The sequence below is a fragment of the Kitasatospora sp. NPDC096077 genome (genome assembly GCF_040303245.1).
Lineage (GTDB): Bacteria > Actinomycetota > Actinomycetes > Streptomycetales > Streptomycetaceae > Kitasatospora.
The window spans coordinates 21,624-44,182 of the sequence record NZ_JBEOSV010000047.1 but is presented as its reverse complement, the minus strand read 5'-3'; the positions used below and the strand labels follow the sequence as shown (position 1 = coordinate 44,182).

The window sequence follows — 22,559 nt, the reverse complement described above, 5'->3', positions numbered from 1 at the left end:
TTCGGCCGATCATAGGCCGCGATGACAACGCGCGGTGACCGCCGGCAGGGTGATTCGTCCCGTTTGTGATCATGCATGGTGGAACGTTCGGACGCCTTCGCTACACATCACATGAGGTGCGCCGGGAGCGCGCGCGCCGAGACCGCGCCCCCGGGCGCTGGTTGCGCGCCGGGGGCGGGGCCGGGTGCGCCCCCGGAGGGGCCGGGGCGGTCAGGCCAGCTTGGCCGTGAGGGTGATGGTGGTACCGGTCAGGGCCTGGCTGACCGGGCAGTTGGCCTTGGCGTCCTCGGCGGCCTTCACGAAGCCGGCCTCGTCCAGTCCGGGCACCTGGCCGGTGACGGTCAGGTGGATGCCGGTGATGCCGGTGCCGGGCTGGAAGGTGACGTCGGCCTGGGTGTCCAGCTTGCTGGGCGGGGTCCCGGCGCCGGTCAGGCCGTGCGAGAGGGCCATCGAGAAGCACGCGGAGTGGGCGGCCGCGATCAGTTCCTCGGGGCTGGTCTTGCCGTTGGGCGCCTCGGCACGGGCCGGCCAGGAGACGGGGTACTCGCCGATCCCGGAGGAGGCGAAGGTCACCTCCCCCTTGCCGTGCAGGAGGTCGCCCTCCCAGGCGGTACGGGCGGTGCGGGTGGTTGCCACGATCGGTTCCTCCACTACTGGGGGACTGCTGTTCGTCACGTCCGGTCATGCACGCACCAGCCTACGGGCAGCCCCGTCGCCGAGCCGGGCGGCGACGGGGCGACGAGGCGACGGACGTGGCCGCGGCCGTCCGGATGCTGGACCGTTCCCCGGACGGTGCCGGTCCGGCGCGGGCGCCCTGTTAGATTTGCCGGGGCCCGAGCCCGGCCGCCGTACGGTCGGGCGCCCATCACAGACACCGGGAGCCGCCCCGATGACGGACCAGCCCACGACCTCCGACGCCGGTGCGCCCGAGGGGATCGACGACGCGGTGCGGGCGGAGCTGACCAGCCTGCGCGAGAGCATCGACAACATCGACGCCGCGGTGGTCCACATGCTGGCCGAACGCTTCAAGGCGACCCAGCGGGTCGGTCGGCTCAAGGCCGAGCACAAGCTGCCGCCGGCCGACCCGGCCCGGGAGCGGGACCAGATCAAGCGGCTGCGGGAGCTGGCCGCCGGGGCGAAGCTCGACCCGGTCTTCGCGGAGAAGTTCCTGAACTTCATCATCGCCGAGGTCATCCGCCACCACGAGGCCATCGCCCGCGCCTGAATCCGGCGCTGAACGCGACTCCGGGAGCGCTGGAACGCCGGTGCCGGGCGCGCCGCACCACCCGGCACCGAGGGCGCCGCACCACCCGCCGCCGTGGGGCCGGACGTCGGCGCCGCGCTCCGGCGCCCGGCGACGCCGCTCCCCGGTCGGGGGCCGCCCGCGAACGGGCGTTCCGCCGTCCGGCGATGTCGGGGGCGGCTAAAGCCCGGATTTCGTGCGGCTCCCCGGTTGGCGTAGCGTGCAGGTTTCCCCAGCCGGAGAGGTGGAGCAGCGACGATGGCGGTGAACCTGCCCGAAACGCCCAGCGGAGCTCCCGGCCGGCCCGGCCCGAACGGTCGGCCCAACCTGCCCGGCCGGCCCGGCCCGAACGGCGAGCACCCCCGGGACCCGGCCGGTGGCCGTGCCGGGGCCCGTCGGAGGGCCGGCGGGGCGCGCGGGCGCAAGGCCCGCCGGGCGGGGCGCCGTCCGCGACCGTGGTGGATCGAGATTCCGGCGATGGCGGCGGTCGGGCTGGTGGTCGCGCTGCTGATCAAGACCTGCCTGTTCCAGGTCTTCACCATCCCGTCCGGGTCGATGGAGAACACCCTGCGGATCGGTGACCGGGTCGGTGTGAACAAGCTGGCGCCGCTGACCGGCTGGAAGCCGGAGCCGGGACAGCCGGTGGTGTTCAAGGACCCGGGGAACTGGCTGCCGCCGCAGCCGGTCGACTCGAACCCGCTCACCAACACCGTGACCTCGGTGCTGAGCTTCGTCGGGTTGATGCCGCCGAAGGACGACAACTACCTGGTCAAGCGGGTCATCGCGACCGGCGGGCAGACCGTGCAGTGCTCGGGGACCACGCTGACCGTCGACGGCAAGAAGGTCGACGAGCCGTACCTGCACCCCGGCGACGACTCCTGCGCGGGCATGGACTTCGGCCCGGTGACGGTGCCCTCGGGCTACATCTGGGTCGAGGGCGACCACCGCAGCGACTCGGCGGACTCCCGCTGGCACCGGCAGAACCCGGGCGGCGGCGCCGTACCGGTGGGCAACGTGGTCGGCCCGGTCTCGGCCGTGGTGTGGCCGGTCAGTCACCTCGACTGGTTCGGCTGGACCGGCCGCTGACGCCACCGTCGGCGGCGGTCACCCGCTTCCGGGCCGCAGCAGTGGCACCGGAGGGAGCGGCACCGGAGGCAGTGGCACCGCCACCGCCGAAGGTCGGCTCGGCCGCCGTCGCCCCCTCGACCTCCGGCGACTTGCTGGTCTGCGCCGCGAAGGCGCCCGCCAGCACCAGCAGGCCGCCCGCGACCTGCGGCAGTCCCAGGTGCTCGCCGAGCAGGACCCAGGCCAGCACGGTGGCGACCACCGCCTCCAGGTTGGCCACCACCCCGGCGACCGGCGGCGAGAGGTACCCGACGGAGACCACACCGGTCAGGTAGGCCAGCACGGTCGCGATCAGCACCATCCAGGCGGCTGGGATCAGCGCGGGCAGGCTGTGCCCGTTCATCACCACGGACCCGCCGAGCAGGCTCCAGTCGGCCTGCCAGGGCCGGGTGAACACGGTGAGCACGACGGCGCCGATGAGCAGCCCGTACGCGCTGACGGCCAGCGGGTCGACGGGGCGTTCGCCGCGCCGACCGGCGTCGGCGAGCAGGAAGTAGCCGACCTGGCAGCAGGCCGCGCCGAGGGCGAACAGCACGCCCAGCGGGTCGAAGCCCAGGCCGTTCCAGACCTCCACCACGCAGGCCAGCCCGGTCACCGCGACGCCGGCGCCGACGGCCGCGCCCCGGGTGATCGGCTTGCGCTGCACGAACTTGACGTAGCCGATCAGCAGCGGCGGCCCGAGGTACTCGATGAGCAGGGCGACGCCGACCGGGATGCGGGAGATCGCGGCGAAGTAGCAGGCCTGGACACCGGCCACCGCGAGCAGGCCGAAGCCGAGCAGCAGGCCGGGGCGGCGCAGGACGGCGTCCCGGTGCCGGTAGGCGATCGGCAGCAGGGCCACGGCCGCCCCGGTGACCCGGAGCCAGACCACGTGCAGGGGGGAGAGGCCGGCCTCGATCAGTGGTTTGGCCGCGGTGCCGGAGCCGCCGAACGCGACGGCGGAGACCAGAGCGAGGCCGAGGCCGAGGGTTCTGCCCGAAGGGAGGGTGGGCGAGGCCGTTGATCTGTGCACGGCCGCATTGTGACAGTCATACCGATGCTTCGGTAAGGCGCCATTTCGTCATTTGGTCCTGCACTGAACTGTCCGTAGAGGAGTGCTCACGGACGCGGACCGTCGAACGCCGGGACGACGTCGGCCGGACCACCGACCCGAGGTCAGTGGTCCGGCCGATGCGGCTGGGAGGCAGGCGAGACGCAGGTGGGCGACCGGCCGGGTGATCAGCCCCCGGCCCCGGCACCCGCCCCGCTGAGCGCGTCCGTCCCGCCGGTGGGCTGGGTGGTCGGCTGCGTGGTCGGGCCCGTGGTGGGCTGGGTGGTCGGCGTCGGCCGGGTGGTGGGCCGGCTGGTGGGCCGGGTGGTGGGCTGGGTGGTCGGCTGCCTGGTCGGGGCCGTGGTCGGCCCGGTGTCGGAGCCGTCGGAACCGGAGCCGGAACCGGAACCCGTGCCCGAGCCGCCCGAGGAGGTCGCGCCGGAGTTGCCGCCCGACGGGTTGCCGGCCCCGGTGCTCGGCGTGGCGCCGCCGGTCGACGGAGTGCTGTTCGGCGTGCCCGGGGCGGTCGGCAGGTCAGTGGCGCCCGAGGAGTCGTCGCCGTCCGCCGGGGTCGGGAAGTCGCTGACCGGCTGGCCCTTGAGCGCGGCCTTCATGTAGCTGGTCCAGATCTGGGCCGGGTACTGACCGCCCGCCGCGCCGTCGATCCCGCCGATGCCGCTGAGGCTGACCTGGGCGCCGGTGCCCGGGTCCTGGCCGAACAGGGCCACCGAGGTGACCAGTTCGGGGGTGTAGCCGACGAACCAGACGGACTTCTGGTCGTCGGTGGTGCCGGTCTTGCCCGCCACCGGGCGGCCCAGCGCCTTCGCCCGGAAGCCGGTGCCGCCCGGGTCGCTCACCACGCCCTGGAGCATCGAGGTGACCTGGTTGGCGGTGTCGGAGCTGATCGCCTGGGTGGCCTTGTGCGCGGGCAGCGACACGGACTCGCCCTCGCGGTCCACCGACTGCACCAGCCACGGGGCGATCTGCTTGCCGCCGTTGTCCAGCGTGGCGTAGACGCCGGCCATGTCGAGCACGCTCGGGGTGGCCGCGCCCAGCGGGATGGACGGCACCGGGTCGAGCCCCGGGGTGTTGCCGGGCAGGCCCAGCGCGACAGCGGTGTCCTTCACCTTCTGCAGCCCGGTGTCCTGCGCCAGCTGGGCGAAGGCGGAGTTGACCGACCAGTCGGTGGCCTGCTGCAGGCTGATCTGGCCGTAGCTCCTGTCGCCCTCGTTCGGCGGCGCGTACGGGGTGCCCTTGCCGCCGCGGACCTTGCGGCCGCTGGTGCCGTCGTAGACCGTGCGCGGGGTGACGGTCCGGCCGTCCTGGGTCTTGGCGTTGTTCTCGAAGGCGGCGGCCAGTGCGATCGCCTTGAAGGTCGAGCCGGCCTGGTAGTCGCGCCGGGTCGCGTTGTCGACGTAGTGCTTCACGTAGTCGACGCCGCCGTACAGGGCGACGACCGCGCCGGTCTTCGGGTCCACCGAGACGGCGCCGGCCTGGGCGGCCGCGTCCTTCTTCCGCTTGTCCGGGTTCAGCGTGTCGTGCAGCTGCGCCTGGACGGAGTCCTGGAGGGCCTGCTGGCGGTTCGGGTCGATCGTCAGCTTGATCGTGTAGCCGCCCTTGGCCAGCTCGGTCTCGCTGATGATGTTGTTCGAGGTCAGGTACTGGGTGGCCGCGTTGACCAGGTAGCCGGACTGGCCGGACAGGCCCGGGTTGGGCTGCGGGTCCTTGACGTCCGGGAAGGTGGCCTTGGCCCGGTCGTCGGCGGAGAGCCAGCCCTCCTTGACCATGCCGTCCATGACGTAGTTCCAGCGGTTGACGGCGTTCTGCTTGCCCGCCGGGGTCGCGGTGGCCACGTCGTAGGCGCTCGGGGCGTTCAGCAGGGTGGCCAGGTAGGCGCCCTGGGCCGGGTCGAGCGCGGAGGCGTCGATGCCGAAGTACGCCTGGGCGGCGGCCTGGATGCCGTACGCGCCGCGGCCGTAGTAGGAGGTGTTCAGGTAGCCGGAGAGGACTTCGTCCTTGCTCTCGGTGGCGTCCACCTTGATCGCGATGAAGAGTTCCTTCACCTTGCGGGTGATCGACTGCTTCTGGTCCAGGTACGTGTTCTTCACGTACTGCTGGGTGATCGTGGAGCCGCCCTGGGTGCCCTCGCCCTTGGCGGTGTTGAGGGCGGCCCGGGCCAGGCCCTGCACGTTGATGGCGCCCTCGTTGTAGAAGTTGCGGTCCTCGGCGGCCAGCGCCGCGTGCTGGGCGGCGGGGGAGACCTTGTCCAGGCCGACGTTCTGCCGGTTGGTCTGGCCGGTACGGGTGATCACCGAGCCGTCGGCGTAGAGCCAGGTGTTGCTCTGGGCGGTCGCGGCGGCGTGCGCGTCCGGGACCTTTACCAGCGCGACACCCAGCGCGAACAGGCCGACGCCGAGCAGCAGCGCCGCGGCGAAGCCGAGCAGCGTCATCCGCCAGGTGGGTATCAGCCGGCGCCAGCCGGTGCGCTTGCGCTTGGGGCGGCGCGGCTTCCCGCCGCCGGACGTGGTGGCGGTGTTCTTGAGCCGCTTGACCGGGCGGAGGCCGATCGACGGCTTGGGACGGCCGCCGCTCTGGGCGTTTCGGAACAAGGCGCGGCCTTTCCTGCGGGCGGACCGGGCCAGCCTGCACGGACGGGGACATCGGCGGTTAGGGACCTTTGTCCCGATTCCGGATTCCGGTTTTACTGCCCTGGACGCGTCGGATGGGCCCAATGGCTCCATCGGAACGGCAATCGAGACCGACATCACACGCAAAACGGACGTCGAGGGCCAAAAAATCGGGGAGCCCCTCGCTGTTGCGAGAGGCTCCCCAACTGTCTGTGCGCCGCCAGGGACTCGAACCCCGGACCCGCTGATTAAGAGTCAGCTGCTCTAACCAACTGAGCTAGCGGCGCTTGCTGACCTGGAGAACAATACACGGTTCCGGGGGGTGCCTCGAACCGCGCCCGCTCCGCCGGGTGCCCCGCCAGTGCTCCGCCGGGGCTCCGCCACCGCGAGAAGGCGCCCCGGTCCGCCCGTTTCCTCCCGGTTGGGACGGAGTTCGCGCCCGGTTAGGGTGGAAACGTGCCCAGCTCCCGGCCGGACGACCGCGCGAGGGACGACCGCGCGCGGACGCCGGTCGCCGTCCTGCTGCTGCTCAGCGCCGTGGCGTACACCGCGTGGGTGCTGGAGGTGGTGCTGAGCACCGGGCTCGACCCGGTGCAGGCGTACATCAGCGAACTCGCGGCCGAGGACCAGCCGCTGGGCGGCCTGTTCCGGGCCACCGACCTGGCCGCCGGGCTCTGCGTGCTCGCCGCCGCCGTCACCGCCCTCGCCGCCGGGCAGGCCCGACACCCCGGCGCACCCGGCAGGCGCCCCGGCGCCGGCGGTTGGGACCGGTGGGCCCTGGTCGGCTGGTCCGCGCTGGCCCTGTTCGGCGCCGCGACCGCCGCCGACTCCCGGCTGCCGCTCAGCTGCGCCCCCACCAGCGACGAGATGTGCGCCGCCCGGGAGACCGCCGGGCTCGTCCCCGCCACCCACACCGCGCACGCCGTGACCAGCAGCCTCGCCATGCTCGGCGCGCTCACCGGACTGGTCGCGCTCACCGTCGCCGCCCGCCGCCACCACCGCTGGCCGGCCGTGCGCCGGCTCGGGCCCTGGCTGCTCGGCGCCGAACTGCTCGCCACCGGCTGGAGCCTCGGTGCGATCGCCGCCTTCCAGGCCGGTCGCGGCACCTGGGCGCTGGGCGCCGGGCAGCGGCTGCAGGTGTTGCTGGTCGCACTCTGGCTGGGCGTCCTGGCGGTGGCCGTCGCCCGCGCGGACCGCTCCGGTGGGGCGGGCCGCCCGGCCCGGTCCGACGGCCGGCCCGAGCCCGCCCCGGATCGGCGGCGGACATGACCGAGCCCACCGGCCCCGGCGGCCCAGCCGACCCCGCAGACCCCAACGACCCTGCCGACCCTGCCGACCCCAATGACCCCATCGGTTCCGAAGGCCCCGCCCGCCCCGAGCCCCGGGCCCGCTTCCTGCGCATCGACGGCGTCCCGTTGCACGTCCGCACCGAGGGCAGCGGCCCGGTCTGCCTGCTCACCGGCGGCCTCGGCAGCAGCTGGTTCGACTGGGACCTGGTGGTCCCGTTCCTCACCCCGTACCGCACCGTGGTCCGCTTCGACCGGCCCGGCTACGGGCTCAGCGCCGCCGAGCCCGCGACCGGGAGGCGGCCCGCGCCGACGGTGGCCGGCGAGGTCGAGCGGATCCGCGCGGTGCTGGACGGCCTGGGGTTCGACGGGCCCTGCACCCTGGTCGGCCACTCGCTCGCCGGCTTCCACGTGGAGGCCTTCGCCCGGCTGCACCCCGGGCGGGCGGCCGGGCTGGTCCTGGTCGACAGCAGCGTGGAACCGGAGGCCCGCCCGTACCCGGCGCCCGTCGCGCGGGACCGGGCGGCCCGGGCGGTGGCGGGCGCCGCGACCGCCCTCGCCGTGCCGTACCTGCTCGGTCCGACCGTGCGCCGGATGACCGCCCGGCTGTCCACCGTCCGGCGCGAGGACCTGGCCCCGGCGCCGCTGGTCCGGCACTGCTACCGCACCGGACGGGCCCTGCGCGCGCTGCTCCGGGAGAACGGGCGGTACCTCGACATGGCCGCCGAACTGGACGGGCTGCGGCGCAGCCGGCCGCTGCCCGAGGACCTGCCGATCACCGTGCTGGCCGCCGACGACGGGTGCCGGAACAGTCGGACCGAGTCCTGGTTGGCCGAGCAGCGGGAGCTCGCGACGCTGCTCGGGGCCGACTACCGGACCACGGCCCCGGCCGGGCACCTGGTGATGTTCGACCGCCCGGACGCGGTGGCCTCCGCCGTCCTCGACACCAGCTGAGGCGGGGACGTGGGCGGACGGCCCCCGGAAACGCCTCAGGCCGCCCACCGGAGTGGACGGCCTGAGACCTTGCCATGTGCGCCGCCAGGGACTCGAACCCCGGACCCGCTGATTAAGAGTCAGCTGCTCTAACCAACTGAGCTAGCGGCGCTTGCTGACGTGGAAGACAGTACACGCCGCCGGGCCGATCCGCCGAATCGTATTCGGCCGATCACCCACCGCCATCATCCCGGGTGGTGGCAGGCGGCCTGGTGGTCCGTTGCGCCCCGGTCGCCGTCGAGCGTCGGCCGTTCCTGCTCGCAGCGCACCCGGGCCGTCGGGTCCGCCAGTCCGGCGTACAGCGGGCAGCGGGTGCGGAACGGGCAGCCGGTGCGGCGCTCGGTGGGGGAGGGCGGGTCCCCGGCGAGCAGGATGCGGTCGCGGGCGCGTTCGGCGGCGGGGTCGGGCAGCGGGACGGCGGAGAGCAGTGCCCGGGTGTAGGGGTGGCGGGGGCGGTCGAAGACGGCGGAGACCGGGCCCTGCTCGACCGTCCGGCCGAGGTACATCACGCTGACCCGGTCGGCGAGGTGCCGGATCACCGAGAGGTCGTGCGACACGAACAGGTAGGACAGCCCGAGCTCGGCCTTGAGCGACTGCAGCAGGTTGAGCACCCCGGCCTGGATCGAGACGTCCAGGGCGGAGACCGGTTCGTCCAGCACCAGCAGCTTCGGCCGGACGGCGAGCGCCCGGGCGATCGAGACGCGCTGGCGCTGCCCGCCGGAGAACTGGTGCGGGTAGCGGACCGCGTGGTCCGGGTCGAGGCCGACCTGGTGCAGCAGCTCGGGCACCCGGCGGGCGATCTCCGCGCGCGGGGCGCGCCGGGCGCGCAGCGGTTCGGCGACGATGTCGCCGATCGGCATCCGGGGGTCGAGGCTGGCCATCGGGTCCTGGAACACGATCTGCAGTTCGGACCGGAGGCGTTCGGCCTCGGCCCGGGTGAGCCGGGCGGTGTCCCGGCCGAGCAGTTCGATCCGGCCGGTCTCCGGGGCGCCCAGCTTGAGCAGTTCGAACAGGGTGGTGGACTTGCCCGAGCCGGACTCCCCGACCAGGCCGAGGGTCTCGCCCTCCCGCAGGTCCAGGTCGACGCCGTCCACCGCGTAGACCTCGCCGACCTTGCGCTTGAACACCGCGCCCTTGAGCAGCGGAAACGTTTTTCCGAGCCCGCTCACCGACAGCACCGACGCCCGCTCCGAGCGGTCCCGGTCCGTCGCCCCCGTGGTCGGCAGCGGCAGCGGCAGCGACGGCACCGGGTACACCTCGTGCGGTGCGGGCCGCCGCTCGGCCAGCTCGTCCGAGCGGACGCACGCGGCCGAGTGCCCGTCCGCGCCCGCCAGTTCGGGTTCCGCGGTCGAGCAGCGCGGCTCGACCAGCGGGCAGCGCGCAGCGAACGGGCAGCCGGGCGGCAGTTCGGCCATCGGCGCCGGGGTGCCGGGGATCGGTACGAGCGGACCGCCGGGCCCGTCCAGCCGGGGCAGCGCGCCGATCAGTCCGAGGGTGTACGGGTGGAGCGGGGCCGCGAACAGCTCGTCCACGCCCGCGGTCTCGACCACCCGGCCCGCGTACATCACGGCGACCCGGTCGGCGGCCCCGGCGATCACCCCGAGGTCGTGGCTGACCAGGACGAGGGCGGCGCCGGTCTCCGCGCGGGCGGTGCGCAGCACGTCGAGCACCTGGGCCTGGATGGTGACGTCCAGGGCGGTGGTGGGCTCGTCGGCGAGCAGGATGTCCGGCTGGTTGGCGATGGCCATCGCGATCATCGCGCGCTGGCGCATGCCGCCGGAGAACTCGTGCGGGAAGCTGTCCAGGGCCCGGTCGGGCGTCGGGATGCCGACCAGGTCGAGGAGTTCGGCGGCCCGGCGGCGGGCGGTGGCCCGGTCGACCGGCTGGTGGATCCGGACCGCCTCGGCGATCTGGTCGCCGATCCGGTAGACCGGGGTGAAGGCGGACAGCGGGTCCTGGAAGACCATGGCGACCCGGCGGCCGCGGATCGCGGCGAGCTCCTTGCCGGGCAGGCCGACCAGCTCCCGGCCGTCCAGCCGCACCGAGCCGGACACCCGGGCGGTGCCGGGCAGCAGGCCGAGCACGGACAGCGCGGTGACGGACTTCCCGGAGCCGGACTCGCCGACGATGCCCAGGGTCTCCCCGCGGCGCAGGGTGAGGTCCACCCCGCGGACGGCGGGCACCGGGCCGTGCGGGCCGGCGAAGTCCACCCGCAGGTCCCGGACGGCGAGCAAGGGGGTCTCGACGGCAGTGGTCACTTGGATTTCCTCGCAGGGCTACCGGAACGGCGGGAGCGGCGGGAGCGGCGGGGCCCGGTCCCGGAGGTGGGGTCGAGGGCGTCGCGCAGCCCGTCCCCGACCAGGTTGACCGCGAGTACGAACAGCACCAGCAGCCCGGCCGCGAAGTAGAACATCCAGGGGAACACCGGGGCTTCGGAGGTCCCGGCGGCGAGCAGGGTGCCGAGCGAGACGTCCGGCGGCCGGACGCCGAAGCCGAAGTAGGAGAGCGCGGTCTCGCTCATCACCGCGCCGCCGACCGCGATGGTGGCGTCGACGATCAGGAAGGAGGCGACGTTCGGGAGGATGTGCCGGGTGATGATCCGCAGCGGCCGGACGCCCATGAACCGTGCGGCGCGGACGAATTCGCGGTCGCGCAGGGAGATGGTCATCGAGCGGACCACCCGGGCGGTGATCATCCAGTTGAACAGGGCGAGCAGCAGCACGAAGGCGATCCAGCCGCTGCTGCGCAGCCGGGGCGAGACCACGGTGATGATCAGGAAGCTGGGGAAGACCAGCATCAGGTCGACCAGGAACATCAGCGCCCGGTCGGCCCAGCCGCCGAAGTAGCCGGCGCAGGCGCCGACCAGGGAGGCCAGCACGGTGGAGAAGAGGGCCACCAGCAGGCCGATGATCAGCGACTTCTGCAGTCCGCGGACGGTCTGGGCGAACACGTCCTGACCGACCCCGTTGGTGCCGAACCAGTGCTCGGCGGACGGGGGTTGGTGCAGGGCGGTGAAGTCGGGGGCGGCGTAGTCCCAGGGGATCAGGTGGGGGCCGCCGAAGGCGAGCACGAAGAGCAGCAGGATCAGCCCGGCCCCGACCAGGGCGCCGCGGGCGGCGAGCAGCCGGGCCAGGACGAGTCGGCCCCGGCCGGCGGCCCGCGGCCGCTCCGGGACGCTCATGGATCCCGCGGGTCCGGCAGGGCCGGCAGGGCCAGCGGGTCCAGCAGGCCCTGCCGGCCCGGAGGGGCCGGAGGGTTCCTCGGGGCCAGTGGGTTCAGCGGCGACGACGGTCATCTCGGTCCACCTCCGGTCAGGACCGCACGCGCGGGTCGAGGGCGGCGTGCAGGGTGTCGGCCAGGAAGCCGGAGGCCAGGACGACGACGGCGGTGAACAGGTTGATCGCCACCACCGAGTTGACGTCCTGTTCGTTGATCGACTGGATCAGCCACTCGCCCATGCCGTGCCAGCCGAAGATCGTCTCGGTGAAGATCGCACCGGTGAAGATGCCCAGGAAGCTGTAGGCGAACATGGTCGACATCGGGATCACCGCGGTTCGCAGCCCGTGTTTGAGCAGGGCCCGGCGCCGGGTGAGGCCCTTGGCCTCGGCGGTGCGCAGGTAGTCGGAGCCGAGCACGTCGAGCATGGTGCCGCGCTGGTAGCGGCTGTAGGTGGCCAGGCCGCCGAGGGCGAGCGAGACGGTGGGCAGCAGCAGGTGCAGGGCCCAGTCGGTGAGGTGGGTGCCGAGGCCGCCGGCCAGTCCGGGGGTCTCGTAGCCGGTGAACGGGACGACCTCGTGGCCGGCCGCGTCCTTGGCGGCGATGGCGCCGTTCTTGAGGAACAGCGCGACCAGGAAGACCGGGGTGGAGAGCAGCACGAAGGACACCACGGTGAGCAGCCGGTCGGAGATCCGGTACTGGCGGACCGCGCTCCACGCCCCGGCGGCGACGCCGAGGAGCGTGCCGAGCAGGCTGCCGATCACCAGCAGTCGCAGCGACACCCAGACCCGGCGGCCGAAGTCGTCGGCGACCGGGGTGTCGTGGATGGTCCGGCCGAGGTCGCCGTGCAGCAGGTCGCCGGCCCAGTGGCCGAAGCGCTCGACGACCGGGGTGCGGTCGTTCAGGTTGAGCGCGGTGAGCTGGCGTTCGACCGAGGCGGCGGACGGGCGGGGGACCTTGGCGTCGAAGTAGGCCCGCGGCTGCAGGGCGCTCGCGGAGATCGCGTACGCCAGGAAGACGGCGGCGACCAGCAGCGCCGCGTAGTAGCTCAGCCGCTTCGACAGGTAGCGGAGCATCAGCGGCCGCCCGGGGTCGGGGCGGGGGCGACGCGTCTGGAGGGCATCGGGTGGTGGCCTTCGGTCGGGGCCCGATCGGGCGTCAGCTGGCAGGAGCGGCCGGGCGGTTGGGAAACCGCAGGTCAGAGTGAAGCACCGGGGTGTTGCGGCTGGATTGCCGCGTGTGACTTTTGGATCAGGTGTCCGGTCCTCCCCCTGGTGGCGGATCTGATCCGCTGTTACGTTCCTCTGGCTCGGTGCCGGATTGAGTGCCCACGCTCAAGCCCGGTCATGCCTGTCGCGCCCAACTCCTGCTTCCCGTACCTGACGCATACCTGTCGCATACCTGTCGCTCGCCCGACGGATGTCGGACGCCCACCTCGCGCCTACCTCGCGCCCACGCCGCGCAGACCTCACCAGGGGGACCCTCATGGACGCTGTCACCACGCCCCGTCGTCTCGGCCGGGCGCTCGCCCTCGCCGCCGCCGTCGCGCTGGCGGTCACCGCGTGCACCTCGGGCGGCGGCGGTTCGGCCGGTGACGTGGCCAAGAGCGAGCCGCCGAGACAGGACTCCGAGGACATCAACGCCAAGTCGCTGGACCAGATCAAGGACGGCGGCGAGGTGCGCTTCCAGCTGGACCAGTGGATCACCCAGTGGAACCCGCTCCAGGTGGACGGCGGCTCCTACAACGACACCGTGGACCTGATGCGCACGCTGGAGCCCACGCTGTTCAGCACCGACGCCTCCGGGACGTTCCGGGCGAACCCGAACTACCTGACGGAGGCGAAGGTCACCTCCGAATCGCCGCAGGTGGTCACGTACAAGCTGAACCCCAAGGCCAAGTGGTCGGACGGCAAGCCGCTCAGCTACCTGGACTTCAAGGCCGACTGGCAGGCCAGCAACGGCAAGAACCAGGCGTACAACCTCTACGACCCGTCCGGCTACGAGCTGATCTCCGCGGTCGAACAGGGTGCCGACCCGACCGAGGTGAAGGTCACCTTCTCGCAGCCGTACGCGGACTGGCAGAACCTGTTCCGCCCGTTGATCCCGGCGGCGGGCATCGCCACCCCGGAGGACTTCAACAAGGGCTGGGTGGAGAAGATCCCGATCACCGCCGGGGCGTTCAAGATCGGGACGGCGGACAAGACCGCGCAGACCATCAGTCTGGTCCCGGACCCGGCCTGGTGGGGGACCAGGGCCAAGCTCGACAAGATCACCTTCCGGGTGATGGACAAGTCGGCGAGCATCCAGGCCTACCTCAACAACGAGATCGACTTCGCCTCGGCCGGCACCGCCGCCGCGTACGGCCAGCTCAAGAACGCCAAGGACACCGTGATCCGGTCCGCCAGCCCGTGGGACGAGGTGCACATCTCCTTCGGCGGCACCGGCGCGCTGGCGGACCAGAAGGTCCGCCAGGCGCTCGGCAAGGCGCTCGACCGCTCGGCGCTGATCAAGATCGCCAACAACGGGGTGCCGGTGGAGTTCAAGCCGCTCGGCAACCACATCATCATGCCCAACCAGGCCGGCTACCAGGACAACTCCGGGCAGTGGGCCACGTTCGACCTCGCGGCCGCCAAGAAGCTGCTGGACGACGCCGGCTGGAAGGAGGCCGGCGCCGGCCAGCCGCGCACCAAGGACGGGAAGCCGCTGGAGCTGCACTGGATCCTCAGCGACGGCACCGCGCAGGCCCAGCTCGACCTCGCCACCGCGGCGGCGGCGATGTGGCAGACCGCCGGGGTCAAGGTCGACCTGGACAAGGTGGCCGCCAACGACTACTTCGACAAGTACATCACCCCGGGCAAGTTCGACATCGCCAGCTGGCGCAACACGGACTCGTTCCCGAACTCCAAGAGCCTGGCCAACTTCCGCCTGCCGGTGGGCGACAACACCTTCAGCAACCCGTCCCGGCTGGGCACCCCGGAGATCGACGACCTGCTGAAGAAGGCCTCCGGGACGGTCGACCCGGCGGAGGCCGCGAAGCTCTACAACCAGGCGGACGCGAAGATCTGGGAGCTCGGCCACACCGTCGAGCTCTACCAGCGGCCCGCCGTGGTGGCGACCCGCAAGGGACTCGCCAACTACGGTGCCTTCGGCCTCGGCCAGGAGGACTACAGCACGGTCGGCTGGGAGAAGTAGCCCGAGCCGCCGGGCCGGCCGCAGCGACGGCGACGGCGAGGGCACGGCAGGCGCTGGCGAGCAGCGCGGTGATCACGAGGCCGGTGGTACGGACACGGGTGGGTCGGAACTGCCGCCCCCGCTGTCCTGCCACCGGCCTTGACCTTCCGCGTTGCCCGCAGGCCGCCCGTGTCGTGGGGCCCCGCAGAGGGCCCGCGCTCGCTTCCAACCGGGGACGAATCTAGCGGGGCGTTCCGGCCGCTCGCGGTGCAGCGCGCGGGGCGCGCCCGGAAACCCGCCGTGCTGTCACCCACTTCGCGCACCGGGGCGTCAACTCTCGCTGACGGCAAGGAGAAAAAGGGCATAAAGGGGCATCGTGCCCCGGGTCGAACGGAGTTGCCGTCCGTGGACGCACCCGGCGGGCTCCCGCGGCGCACCCGTGGACGCACCCGCGCGCGGACGGGGTATCCGCGCCGCGCCGGTGCGTGCGCCAGGCCCGGACCGCTGCCAGGATGCGCGGGACGGCGCGCCCTTCCGGGCCCCGGCCGCCCCTCCCGCGGACCCCGTCCGCCTCCTCCCGACCCATCCGGAGCAGCACCGATGGCCAGTGACCCCGCCGCCGCGGCACCCCGAGCGCACCACGTCGACCCGCCCCCGGTGCGCCGGATGGTCCCGCGCGACCGCGCCGAGCCGCACCGGGTCGCCACCCCGCTGGAACTCTTCTTCGACCTCTGCTTCGTGGTCGCGGTCGGCCAGGCGGGCCGCGAACTCGCCCACTCCCTCGCGGCCGGGCACTACGGCGAGGGCCTGCGCGGCTACGCCATCGCTTTTTTCGCCATCTGGTGGGCCTGGATGAACTTCACCTGGTTCGCCTCCGCCTACGACTGCGACGACGTGCCGTACCGGATCACCACGCTGGTGCAGATCGCCGGCGTGCTGATCCTCGCCGCCGGGGTGCCGAGGCTGTTCGCCACCCAGGACCTGCGGCTGTCGATCGCCGGCTACGTGGTGATGCGCCTGGCGATGGTCACCCAGTGGCTGCGCGCGGCGGCCGCCGAGCAGGGCGAGGCGCGCCGGGTCGCGCTGCGCTACGCGGTGGGGATCGCGCTCTGCCAGATCGGCTGGGTGGTGGTGGTGCTGCTGCCGGCCGCCGCCCGGCCGGTGGTCATCCCGATCGGGGTGCTGTGCGAGCTGGCCGTGCCGGTGGTGGCCGAGCTGCGGATGCAGACCTCCTGGCACCCGCACCACATCGCCGAGCGGTACGGGCTGTTCACCCTGATCGTGCTCGGCGAGACGGTGGCCGCCGCGACGGTGGCGGTGCAGTCGGCGGTGGACGAGCACGAGGAGCTGGGCCGGCTGGTGCCGGTGGCGGTCGGCGGGCTGCTGATCTGCTTCGCGGCCTGGTGGATCTACTTCGCCCGGCCGGTCCACGACCACCTGCGCTCCAACCGGCAGGCCTTCGCCTGGGGGTACGGGCACTACCTGGTGTTCGGCTCGGCGGCGGCGATCGGCACCGGGCTGGAGGTGGCGGTGGAGTCGGCCGTGCACCAGGCGGAGATCTCCCCGGCGGCCGCCACCGCGACGGTCACCGTGCCGACCGCGGTCTACCTGGTCACCGTCTGGTACCTGCACTCCCGGCACACCAAGCGCGGGGTGGTGGCCCAGTCGGTGGCGCCGGTCGGCGCGCTGCTGGTGCTGGCCTGCACGGCGCTGGGCGGCTCGGGGGTGCCGGCGGCGGGCCTGGTCTGCGCGCTGATGGTCGCGACGGGCGTGCTGATCCACAGCCGGGAGAGCCGGGCGATCCGGAACAGCCGGGCGAGCCGTGAGGGCCGGGCCGGATCCTAGGCCGAGAGTCGTCCCAGCAGCACCGGTTCGTGCCGGGCCAGCCAGGCCAGGTACGCCGGGTTGACCTTGGCCAGATCCAGGTAGGCGGCGCGCAATTCGCCGTAGAGCGCGTCCAGGGCGGGCGGGCTGAGCACCCGGGGGCGCCAGGTGAACAGCAGCCGGACGGCCAGCGGGTCCCCGTGCACCGGGCGGACCACGGTGCCGGGCCCGGGCAGTGAGGTGGGCTGGCAGGGGCGGACGGCCTCGCCGGAGGCGACCAGCTCGGCGGCGGTGGCGTTGTCCCGCACCTGGACCACCCGGGGGTTGAGCCCGGCCTCGCTGAACACCCGGCGCATCGCGGCGTACTCGTGGTCGGCGGTCGGGTCGACCATCCAGGTGTCCTCGGCCAGGTCGGCCAGGTGGACGACCGGGCGGGCGGCGGCCGGGTGCCCGGCGGCGAGCGCGACGAACTGCGGCTCGCGGGCCATCAGCACCCGGTGCTCGGCGTCCGGCGGCACCCGCAGCGGGAAGCCCTCGCTCTCGTACACGAAGGCCACGTCCAGCTGGTCGGCGGCGACCATCCGCAGCAGCGCGCTGGCGGAGATGTCGACGTGGATGGTGGTGTCGGTGTCCGGCAGCCGCTCGTGCACCCGGCGCAGCCAGGCGGCGACGGCCCGGCTGCCGACGCTGCCGATCCGCAGCCGCCGCTGCCGGCCGGGCCCGGTGGTGTCCCGGGCCTCCTGGCGGGCGGCGGCGACCAGGGCGGCCATCTCGCTGATCACCGGCCGGGCCCGGGACAGCACCGAGTGGCCGAGCGCGGTGGGTCGGCTGCCGGTCTGCTCCCGGGTGAACAGGGTTCCGCCGATGGCCCGTTCGATGCGGTGCAGCTGGGTGGTGAGGGAGGGCTGGGTCATGCCGAGTTGGAGCGCGGCCTTGCGGAGGCTGCCGGTGTCGGCGATCGCGCACAGCACCCGGAGGTGTCTCACGTCGAGCTCCACGACGGGAGCATAGACGTCATCGCGCCACATCGCCAAGGACATGACAGGGATTCAAGGGCGCGCTGACAGGACCGACGGCGGACGCCCCGCCGGTATGCGGCCGGACTATCGCCGGTTGACATCATCCGCGATGGGCCCGGGCGGGTCGAAGCTCAGGGGCACCACACCGCCCCGGTGCCCCGCCGGGACGGCCCCCACCGCGCGCCGCCACCGTCCGGTCCGGCCCCCACCGGCCCCGGCGGACCGGCGCGCCGCGAATCCGGAGCCCCCACATGAAGCGATCCGTGCTGTCCGCGACCCTCGGCCTCGCCCTCGCGGCGGGCCTCGTCGCCCTGCCGGCCACCGCGGCCACCGCCGCCCCGACCCGTGCGACCGACACCCACGCCACCGACGGCCGGGCGGCCAACAACCGGTCAGGCTACGCCGGTTCGGCCGACCGGGCCGCGAACGACCAGGCGTTCTTCCGGGCCGTGATGGCCTCCGCCCGGGCCCGGCAGGCCGCCGAACCGTGGCTGCAGACCGTCACCGTCACCTACGACACCACCCAGGCCCCCTCCTACACCGCCGACATCGCCAACGCCGTGCAGATCTGGAACAGCTCGGTGCACAACGTCCAGCTCCAGGAGGCCAGCGGCACCGGCGACTTCTCGTACACCGAGGGCGACGGCAGCGGCTCGTACGCCAGCACCGACGGGCACGGGCACGGCTACATCTTCCTCGACCACCAGCAGACCCAGGAGTACTACTCGCTCCGGATCGTCGCCCACGAGACCGGACACGTGCTCGGCCTGCCCGACGACTACTCCGGTCCGTGCAGCGAGTTGATGTCGGGCCACGGCCCGGGCACGTCCTGCATGAACGCGCACCCCGACGCCAATGAGAGCGCCCAGGTCGACTCGCTCTGGGCGAACGGCGCGGCTCCGGCCAACTGACCTGCCCCGCCGGGGAATCGGGTGCGGCGGCCCGCCCGGCCGGAAACGGGCGGGCCGCCGCATGGGTACTTCCCCGTCCCGGAGCCTAGCCGCCCCCGGAACGGAATGCCAGGGGCATGGCTGGGTCAAGACGAGGAAAAGGCGGCCCAATCCTCCGGGGGTCCGGGGGATTGGACCGGGCTATCGCGGGTTGACATCATCCGCCCGGCCGCCGGGCTGCCCGAAGCTCTGGGGACACCCGGTCGCCAGGTGTCCCCCCGAGGCCGTCCCCAACCGGCCGCGACACCCGGGACCGGAGCCCCCACCGTCTCCAGGACCCCTTCAGGAGCCCCCACATGAAGCGATCCGTGCTGTCCGCGACCCTCGGCCTCGCCCTCGCGGCCGGTCTCGCCGTGCTGCCCGCCACCGCGGCCACCGCCGCCCCGGCCGCGCCCGCCGCCCAGGCCGTCCAGGGCTACACCGCCTCGACCTACGCCGGTTCGACCGAGGAGGCCGCCGACAACCAGGCGTTCTTCCAGGCCGTGATGGCCTCCGCCAAGGCCAAGCAGGCCGCCAGCCCGGGCCTGGCCACCGTGGTGGTCACCTACGACGCCAGCTCGGCGCCGTCCTTCCGCAGCCAGATCGCCAGCGCCGCGCAGATCTGGAACAGCTCGGTCGGCAACGTCCAGCTGCGGGCCGGCTCGGCCGCCGACTTCCGCTACTACGAGGGCAACGACCCGCGCGGCTCGTACGCCAGCATCGACGGGCACGGGCGCGGCTACGTCTTCCTCGACTACCAGCAGAACCGGCAGTACAACTCGGTCCGGGTCACGGCCCACGAGACCGGGCACGTGCTCGGTCTGCCGGACCACTACTCCGGTCCGTGCAGCGAGCTGATGTCCGGCGGCGGCCCCGGCCCGTCCTGCACCAACCCGTACCCGAACAGCGCCGAGCGCAGCCGGGTCAACTCGCTCTGGGCGCGCGGCTGACCGTCCTGAACCCCGGGTGAGCACCGCCGGCCCGGCCGCGTCGGGCGGGCCCGGTCGGTGGTGCGTCGGGCGGGCGCTGTCGGTGGTGCGTGCGAGCATGCGGGCGAGACCCGTTCGTCCCCGTCCCGAAAGGCGCCACCGCCATGCCCCGTCCCGTCCCCGAGCAGCTCATCGACCTCCCGTACGCCGAACTGCTGCGCCCGCACATCGGCCCGCTGCGCAGCGACGACCGGTACGACACCGCGCACTTCGACGGCGGTGAGCACACCGACGAGTCGGGCTCCGGGGCGGCGTTCCTGGAGTGCGCCTTCACCGGGGTCGCACTCAGCGGGGTCAAGCTCCGCCAGGCCCGGTTCAACGAGGTCTGGGTGCAGGCCGGCCGCTGGGTGGCCTGCGACCTGAGCGACACCGAGTGGCAGGACAGCTCCTTCGTCGGCGGGGTGCTGGCCGGGGTCGCCGCGCACGGCTCGGCGCTGCGCCGGGTGGTGTTCCGCGGCTGCAAGCTGGAGGCGGTCAACCTGCGGGCGGCCGTCCTGCGGGACGTGGTGTTCGAGGACTGCCTGCTGCGCGACGTGGACTTCGGCGACGCCAAGCTGACCGGGGTGTCCTTCCCCGGCTCGACGCTGGAGGAGGTCCGGCTGCGCGGGGCGGCGCTGAGCAAGACCGATCTGCGCGGTGCGGTGCGGCTCGGCCTGGCGGACGGCCACCTGGGGTTGCGCGGGGCGGTCATCAGCTCCACCCAACTGCTGGAGCTGGCACCGCAGTTCGCCCATGCGCTGGGCATCGAGGTGAAGGACCGCTGACCGGGCCCCGGGCTCTCCCCGGCCCTCCCGGGTTCTCCGGGGTTCTCCGGGGTGGAGACGTCTCCCCGTCGGGTCGGCCGGGCGTTCAGCCCGGCGTCGCTCGGTGACACCCGGGCGAACAGTCCGACAACCCTGCTGCGCGCATCTGGTGGCCCGCTCCGGCCGCGGTGGACACTTCACCGCGATCGATGGCCCCGAGTTGTGTACACAACATCGCCAGTGAAGGGACGGACCGGTCTGATGGCCGAGTTGAGTCGTAGAAAGTTCGTCGCGCTGTCCGGCGCCACCGCGGCCGGTCTCGCGGTGGCCGGCGCCGACGTGGTGGGCGCCGCCACCCCGAGTGCCGCGGCCGCCTCCAGCACCACGCTGAGCACCACCGGCACCATCAACGACGTGCAGCACGTGGTGATCCTGATGCAGGAGAACCGCAGCTTCGACCACTACTTCGGCACCCTCAAGGGCGTCCGGGGCTACGGCGACAAGGCCACCATCCAGCTCTCCGGCGGCTACAGCGTCTTCAACCAGCCCAACGGGCTGTTCGCCCGCCAGTACCCGTGGGCCTTCAACCCCTCGGGCGCCAGTGGCAGTCCCGAGACCCAGGCCCAGTGCAACGGCGACCTCTCGCACGCCTGGTCGGACCAGCACAAGGCCTGGAACGGCGGCAAGATGGACTCCTGGGTGTCCGCCAAGGGCACCGTCCGCACCCTGGGTTACCTGCAGCGCGGCGACATCCCGTTCCACTACGCGCTGGCCGACAACTGGACCATCTGCGACGCGTACCACTGCTCGGTGCTGAGCGCGACCGGCCCCAACCGGACGTACCACTGGAGCGGCACGATCGACCCGGCCGGCACCGCCGGGGGCCCCGCCTACGACGGCGGCTCCGAGTCCAACCTGCGCTGGCAGACCTACGCCGAGGCGCTGGAGGCCGCCGGCGTCAGCTGGAAGGTCTACCAGAACGCCGCCGACAACTTCGGCGACAACGCCCTGGCCTACTTCAGCCAGTTCACCGGCGCCGCGGCCGGCAGCCCGCTCGCCGTCAAGGGCATGGGCTCCGTCCCCAAGGCCACCGGCCGCACCCCGGACGACATCGCCGCCGCGATCCGGGCCGACGTGCAGAACGGCACCCTGCCGCAGGTCTCCTGGATCGTCGCCGACCAGCAGTCCTCCGAGCACCCCTACGCCACCCCGCAGGACGGCGCGCACTTCGTCCACCTGGTGATGGACGCCCTGAACGCGGACCCCAACGTGTTCAACTCCACCGTCCTGCTGATCAACTACGACGAGAACGACGGCTTCTTCGACCACGTCCCGCCGCCGGCCGCGCCGGCCGGTACCGCGGGGGAGTTCTACAACTCCACCAACATCGGCCTCGGCTTCCGGGTCCCGATGCTCGCGATCTCCCCGTGGACCCGCGGCGGCTGGGTCAACTCCGAGACCTTCGACCACACCTCGGTGCTGCGCTTCCTGGAGGTGTGGACCGCCGCCCTCGGCACTCCCGCCACCAGCCCCAACATCAGCGACTGGCGCCGCAAGGCGTGCGGCGACCTCACCTCGGTCTTCGACTTCGCCAACCCGGTCTACGGCATGCCCGCGCTGCCCGACACCTCGCAGACCATCGGCCTGTCCACCTGCGGCCCGCTGCCCAACCCCTCGCCGAGCAACAACGCGCTGCCCGCCCAGGAGCCCGGCACCCGCCCGGCCCGCCCGCTGCCGTACCAGCCCAACGCCAACCTGGACCACTGGGACAGCAACTCCAGCGGGATCATGCACGTCTGGGTGAAGATGGCCAACGAGGGCGCCGCCCGGGCCGCGCACTTCTCCGCCTACGCCAACGCCTACCGCAGCGGCGGCCCCTGGCAGTACACCGTCGACTCCGGCAGCCCGGTCACCGACTTCTTCAACTGCGGCACCAACAACTTCGGCAACGGCAAGTACGACCTGACCGTGGTCGGCCCGAACCGCTTCCTGCGCCGCTTCACCGGCGACCTCACCAAGCCGGGCAAGAACGCCGCCGTCACCGCCTCGTACGCGGTCGAGCCGGGCAGCGGCCAGCTGGCCGTCTACTTCGCGATGGCGAACTCCGGCACCTCGCCGATCACCTTCACCATCACCTCCAACAACTACCGCACCGACGGCCCCTGGACGTACCAGGTGCCGGCCGGCGGCAGCGTCAGCGACTTCTTCAACGCGGTCGCCTACAACAACGGCTGGTACGACTTCACGGTCACCGTGAACACCGACAGCAGCTGGTCGCAGCGGTTCACCGGGCACCTGGAGACGGGCGCGCCGAGCGTCAGCGGCTGAGCCGACGGCCCCGGACGACGGCGCCCGACGACGGCG

Annotated in this window: 17 protein-coding genes and 2 tRNA genes; 10 read left to right on the top strand and 9 right to left on the bottom strand. The window is 73.0% G+C overall.

Translation table 11 applies throughout. The annotated features are described in order from the left end of the window. Nucleotides 1-210: 210 nt before the first annotated feature. On the bottom strand, nt 211-636 hold the full coding sequence (locus ABTZ03_RS30655; protein ID WP_350516369.1) for an OsmC family protein: 426 nt from the start codon (nt 634-636) through the stop codon (nt 211-213). A 253-nt stretch (nt 637-889) separates the two neighbouring features. On the opposite strand from ABTZ03_RS30655, the gene ABTZ03_RS30650 reads away from it, so the two are divergent. Then, nucleotides 890-1,225: a chorismate mutase gene (locus ABTZ03_RS30650; protein WP_350516368.1), complete on the top strand. Its 336-nt coding sequence runs from the start codon at nt 890-892 to the stop codon at nt 1,223-1,225. Between the two features lie 495 nt (nt 1,226-1,720). After that, nucleotides 1,721-2,329, top strand: coding sequence for a signal peptidase I (gene lepB / locus ABTZ03_RS30645; protein WP_402430424.1), 609 nt, complete (start codon nt 1,721-1,723; stop codon nt 2,327-2,329). Here the strand turns inward: lepB and ABTZ03_RS30640 are convergent. The 3 genes from ABTZ03_RS30640 to ABTZ03_RS30630 all read right to left on the bottom strand — a co-directional run bounded on the left by ABTZ03_RS30640 (nt 2,292) and on the right by ABTZ03_RS30630 (nt 6,312). After that, the gene (locus ABTZ03_RS30640) at nt 2,292-3,380 is read right to left on the bottom strand and encodes an EamA family transporter (protein WP_350516366.1); all 1,089 of its coding nucleotides are present in this window, start codon (nt 3,378-3,380) and stop codon (nt 2,292-2,294) included. The two genes, lepB and ABTZ03_RS30640, sit on opposite strands and share 38 nt — an antisense overlap. A gap of 206 nt (nt 3,381-3,586) precedes the next feature. After that, entirely contained in the window at nt 3,587-6,007 is a 2,421-nt protein-coding gene (locus ABTZ03_RS30635; RefSeq protein ID WP_350516365.1) for a transglycosylase domain-containing protein, read from the bottom strand. A gap of 231 nt (nt 6,008-6,238) precedes the next feature. Beyond that, nucleotides 6,239-6,312, bottom strand: a tRNA-Lys gene (locus ABTZ03_RS30630). A gap of 169 nt (nt 6,313-6,481) precedes the next feature. Here ABTZ03_RS30630 and ABTZ03_RS30625 point away from each other — a divergent pair. Then, nucleotides 6,482-7,294, top strand: coding sequence for a DUF998 domain-containing protein (locus tag ABTZ03_RS30625; RefSeq protein ID WP_350516364.1), 813 nt, complete (start codon nt 6,482-6,484; stop codon nt 7,292-7,294). After that, nucleotides 7,291-8,265 carry an alpha/beta fold hydrolase gene (locus tag ABTZ03_RS30620; RefSeq protein WP_350516363.1) on the top strand — a complete coding sequence of 325 codons (975 nt, stop codon included), beginning with the start codon at nt 7,291-7,293 and terminating at the stop codon, nt 8,263-8,265. Before ABTZ03_RS30625 ends, ABTZ03_RS30620 begins: the two co-directional genes overlap by 4 nt. 77 nt (nt 8,266-8,342) lie before the next feature. On the opposite strand, the gene ABTZ03_RS30615 is transcribed toward ABTZ03_RS30620, so the two are convergent. The 4 genes from ABTZ03_RS30615 to ABTZ03_RS30600 all read right to left on the bottom strand — a co-directional run bounded on the left by ABTZ03_RS30615 (nt 8,343) and on the right by ABTZ03_RS30600 (nt 12,596). After that, nucleotides 8,343-8,416: transfer RNA gene (locus ABTZ03_RS30615), tRNA-Lys, on the bottom strand. A gap of 73 nt (nt 8,417-8,489) precedes the next feature. Then, nucleotides 8,490-10,562: an ABC transporter ATP-binding protein gene (locus tag ABTZ03_RS30610; RefSeq protein WP_350516362.1), complete on the bottom strand. Its 2,073-nt coding sequence runs from the start codon at nt 10,560-10,562 to the stop codon at nt 8,490-8,492. Beyond that, entirely contained in the window at nt 10,559-11,485 is a 927-nt protein-coding gene (locus ABTZ03_RS30605) for an ABC transporter permease (protein ID WP_350516361.1), read from the bottom strand. The genes ABTZ03_RS30610 and ABTZ03_RS30605 overlap by 4 nt, the downstream gene beginning before the upstream one ends. A 130-nt stretch (nt 11,486-11,615) precedes the next feature. Then, nucleotides 11,616-12,596 carry an ABC transporter permease gene (locus tag ABTZ03_RS30600; RefSeq protein ID WP_350516360.1) on the bottom strand — a complete coding sequence of 327 codons (981 nt, stop codon included), beginning with the start codon at nt 12,594-12,596 and terminating at the stop codon, nt 11,616-11,618. 409 nt (nt 12,597-13,005) lie between these two features. Here ABTZ03_RS30600 and ABTZ03_RS30595 point away from each other — a divergent pair, with 409 nt between their 5' ends. Together ABTZ03_RS30595 and ABTZ03_RS30590 are read left to right on the top strand one after the other, a co-directional pair. After that, nucleotides 13,006-14,712 carry an ABC transporter family substrate-binding protein gene (locus tag ABTZ03_RS30595; protein ID WP_350516359.1) on the top strand — a complete coding sequence of 569 codons (1,707 nt, stop codon included), beginning with the start codon at nt 13,006-13,008 and terminating at the stop codon, nt 14,710-14,712. A 579-nt stretch (nt 14,713-15,291) separates the two neighbouring features. Next, entirely contained in the window at nt 15,292-16,536 is a 1,245-nt protein-coding gene (locus ABTZ03_RS30590) for a low temperature requirement protein A (protein WP_350516358.1), read from the top strand. Here the strand turns inward: ABTZ03_RS30590 and ABTZ03_RS30585 are convergent. After that, nucleotides 16,533-17,513, bottom strand: a complete 981-nt coding sequence (locus ABTZ03_RS30585) for a LysR family transcriptional regulator (protein ID WP_350516357.1) — start codon at nt 17,511-17,513, stop codon at nt 16,533-16,535. The genes ABTZ03_RS30590 and ABTZ03_RS30585 overlap by 4 nt on opposite strands. Nucleotides 17,514-17,785: 272 nt before the next feature. On the opposite strand from ABTZ03_RS30585, the gene ABTZ03_RS30580 reads away from it, so the two are divergent. The 4 genes from ABTZ03_RS30580 (at nt 17,786) to ABTZ03_RS30565 (ending at nt 22,523) form a co-directional block, all read left to right on the top strand. Continuing rightward, the gene (locus tag ABTZ03_RS30580) at nt 17,786-18,445 is read left to right on the top strand and encodes a snapalysin family zinc-dependent metalloprotease (protein WP_350516356.1); all 660 of its coding nucleotides are present in this window, start codon (nt 17,786-17,788) and stop codon (nt 18,443-18,445) included. Between the two features lie 335 nt (nt 18,446-18,780). Next, nucleotides 18,781-19,413 carry a snapalysin gene (snpA, locus tag ABTZ03_RS30575; protein WP_350516355.1) on the top strand — a complete coding sequence of 211 codons (633 nt, stop codon included), beginning with the start codon at nt 18,781-18,783 and terminating at the stop codon, nt 19,411-19,413. 143 nt (nt 19,414-19,556) lie between these two features. Continuing rightward, nucleotides 19,557-20,216, top strand: coding sequence for a pentapeptide repeat-containing protein (locus ABTZ03_RS30570; protein ID WP_350516354.1), 660 nt, complete (start codon nt 19,557-19,559; stop codon nt 20,214-20,216). Nucleotides 20,217-20,456: 240 nt separating this feature from the next. Next, entirely contained in the window at nt 20,457-22,523 is a 2,067-nt protein-coding gene (locus tag ABTZ03_RS30565; RefSeq protein WP_350516353.1) for a phosphocholine-specific phospholipase C, read from the top strand. Nucleotides 22,524-22,559: the final 36 nt, after the last annotated feature.

Coding starts and splice junctions, on each gene's coding strand:
- ABTZ03_RS30650 (WP_350516368.1), top strand. CDS start 890: ATGACGGACCAGCCCACGACCTCCGACGCCGGTGCGCCCGAGGGGATC.
- lepB (WP_402430424.1), top strand. CDS start 1,721: ATGGCGGCGGTCGGGCTGGTGGTCGCGCTGCTGATCAAGACCTGCCTG.
- ABTZ03_RS30620 (WP_350516363.1), top strand. CDS start 7,291: ATGACCGAGCCCACCGGCCCCGGCGGCCCAGCCGACCCCGCAGACCCC.
- ABTZ03_RS30605 (WP_350516361.1), bottom strand. CDS start 11,485: ATGAGCGTCCCGGAGCGGCCGCGGGCCGCCGGCCGGGGCCGACTCGTC.
- ABTZ03_RS30600 (WP_350516360.1), bottom strand. CDS start 12,596: ATGCTCCGCTACCTGTCGAAGCGGCTGAGCTACTACGCGGCGCTGCTG.
- ABTZ03_RS30595 (WP_350516359.1), top strand. CDS start 13,006: ATGGACGCTGTCACCACGCCCCGTCGTCTCGGCCGGGCGCTCGCCCTC.
- ABTZ03_RS30590 (WP_350516358.1), top strand. CDS start 15,292: ATGGCCAGTGACCCCGCCGCCGCGGCACCCCGAGCGCACCACGTCGAC.
- ABTZ03_RS30580 (WP_350516356.1), top strand. CDS start 17,786: ATGAAGCGATCCGTGCTGTCCGCGACCCTCGGCCTCGCCCTCGCGGCG.
- snpA (WP_350516355.1), top strand. CDS start 18,781: ATGAAGCGATCCGTGCTGTCCGCGACCCTCGGCCTCGCCCTCGCGGCC.
- ABTZ03_RS30570 (WP_350516354.1), top strand. CDS start 19,557: ATGCCCCGTCCCGTCCCCGAGCAGCTCATCGACCTCCCGTACGCCGAA.
- ABTZ03_RS30565 (WP_350516353.1), top strand. CDS start 20,457: ATGGCCGAGTTGAGTCGTAGAAAGTTCGTCGCGCTGTCCGGCGCCACC.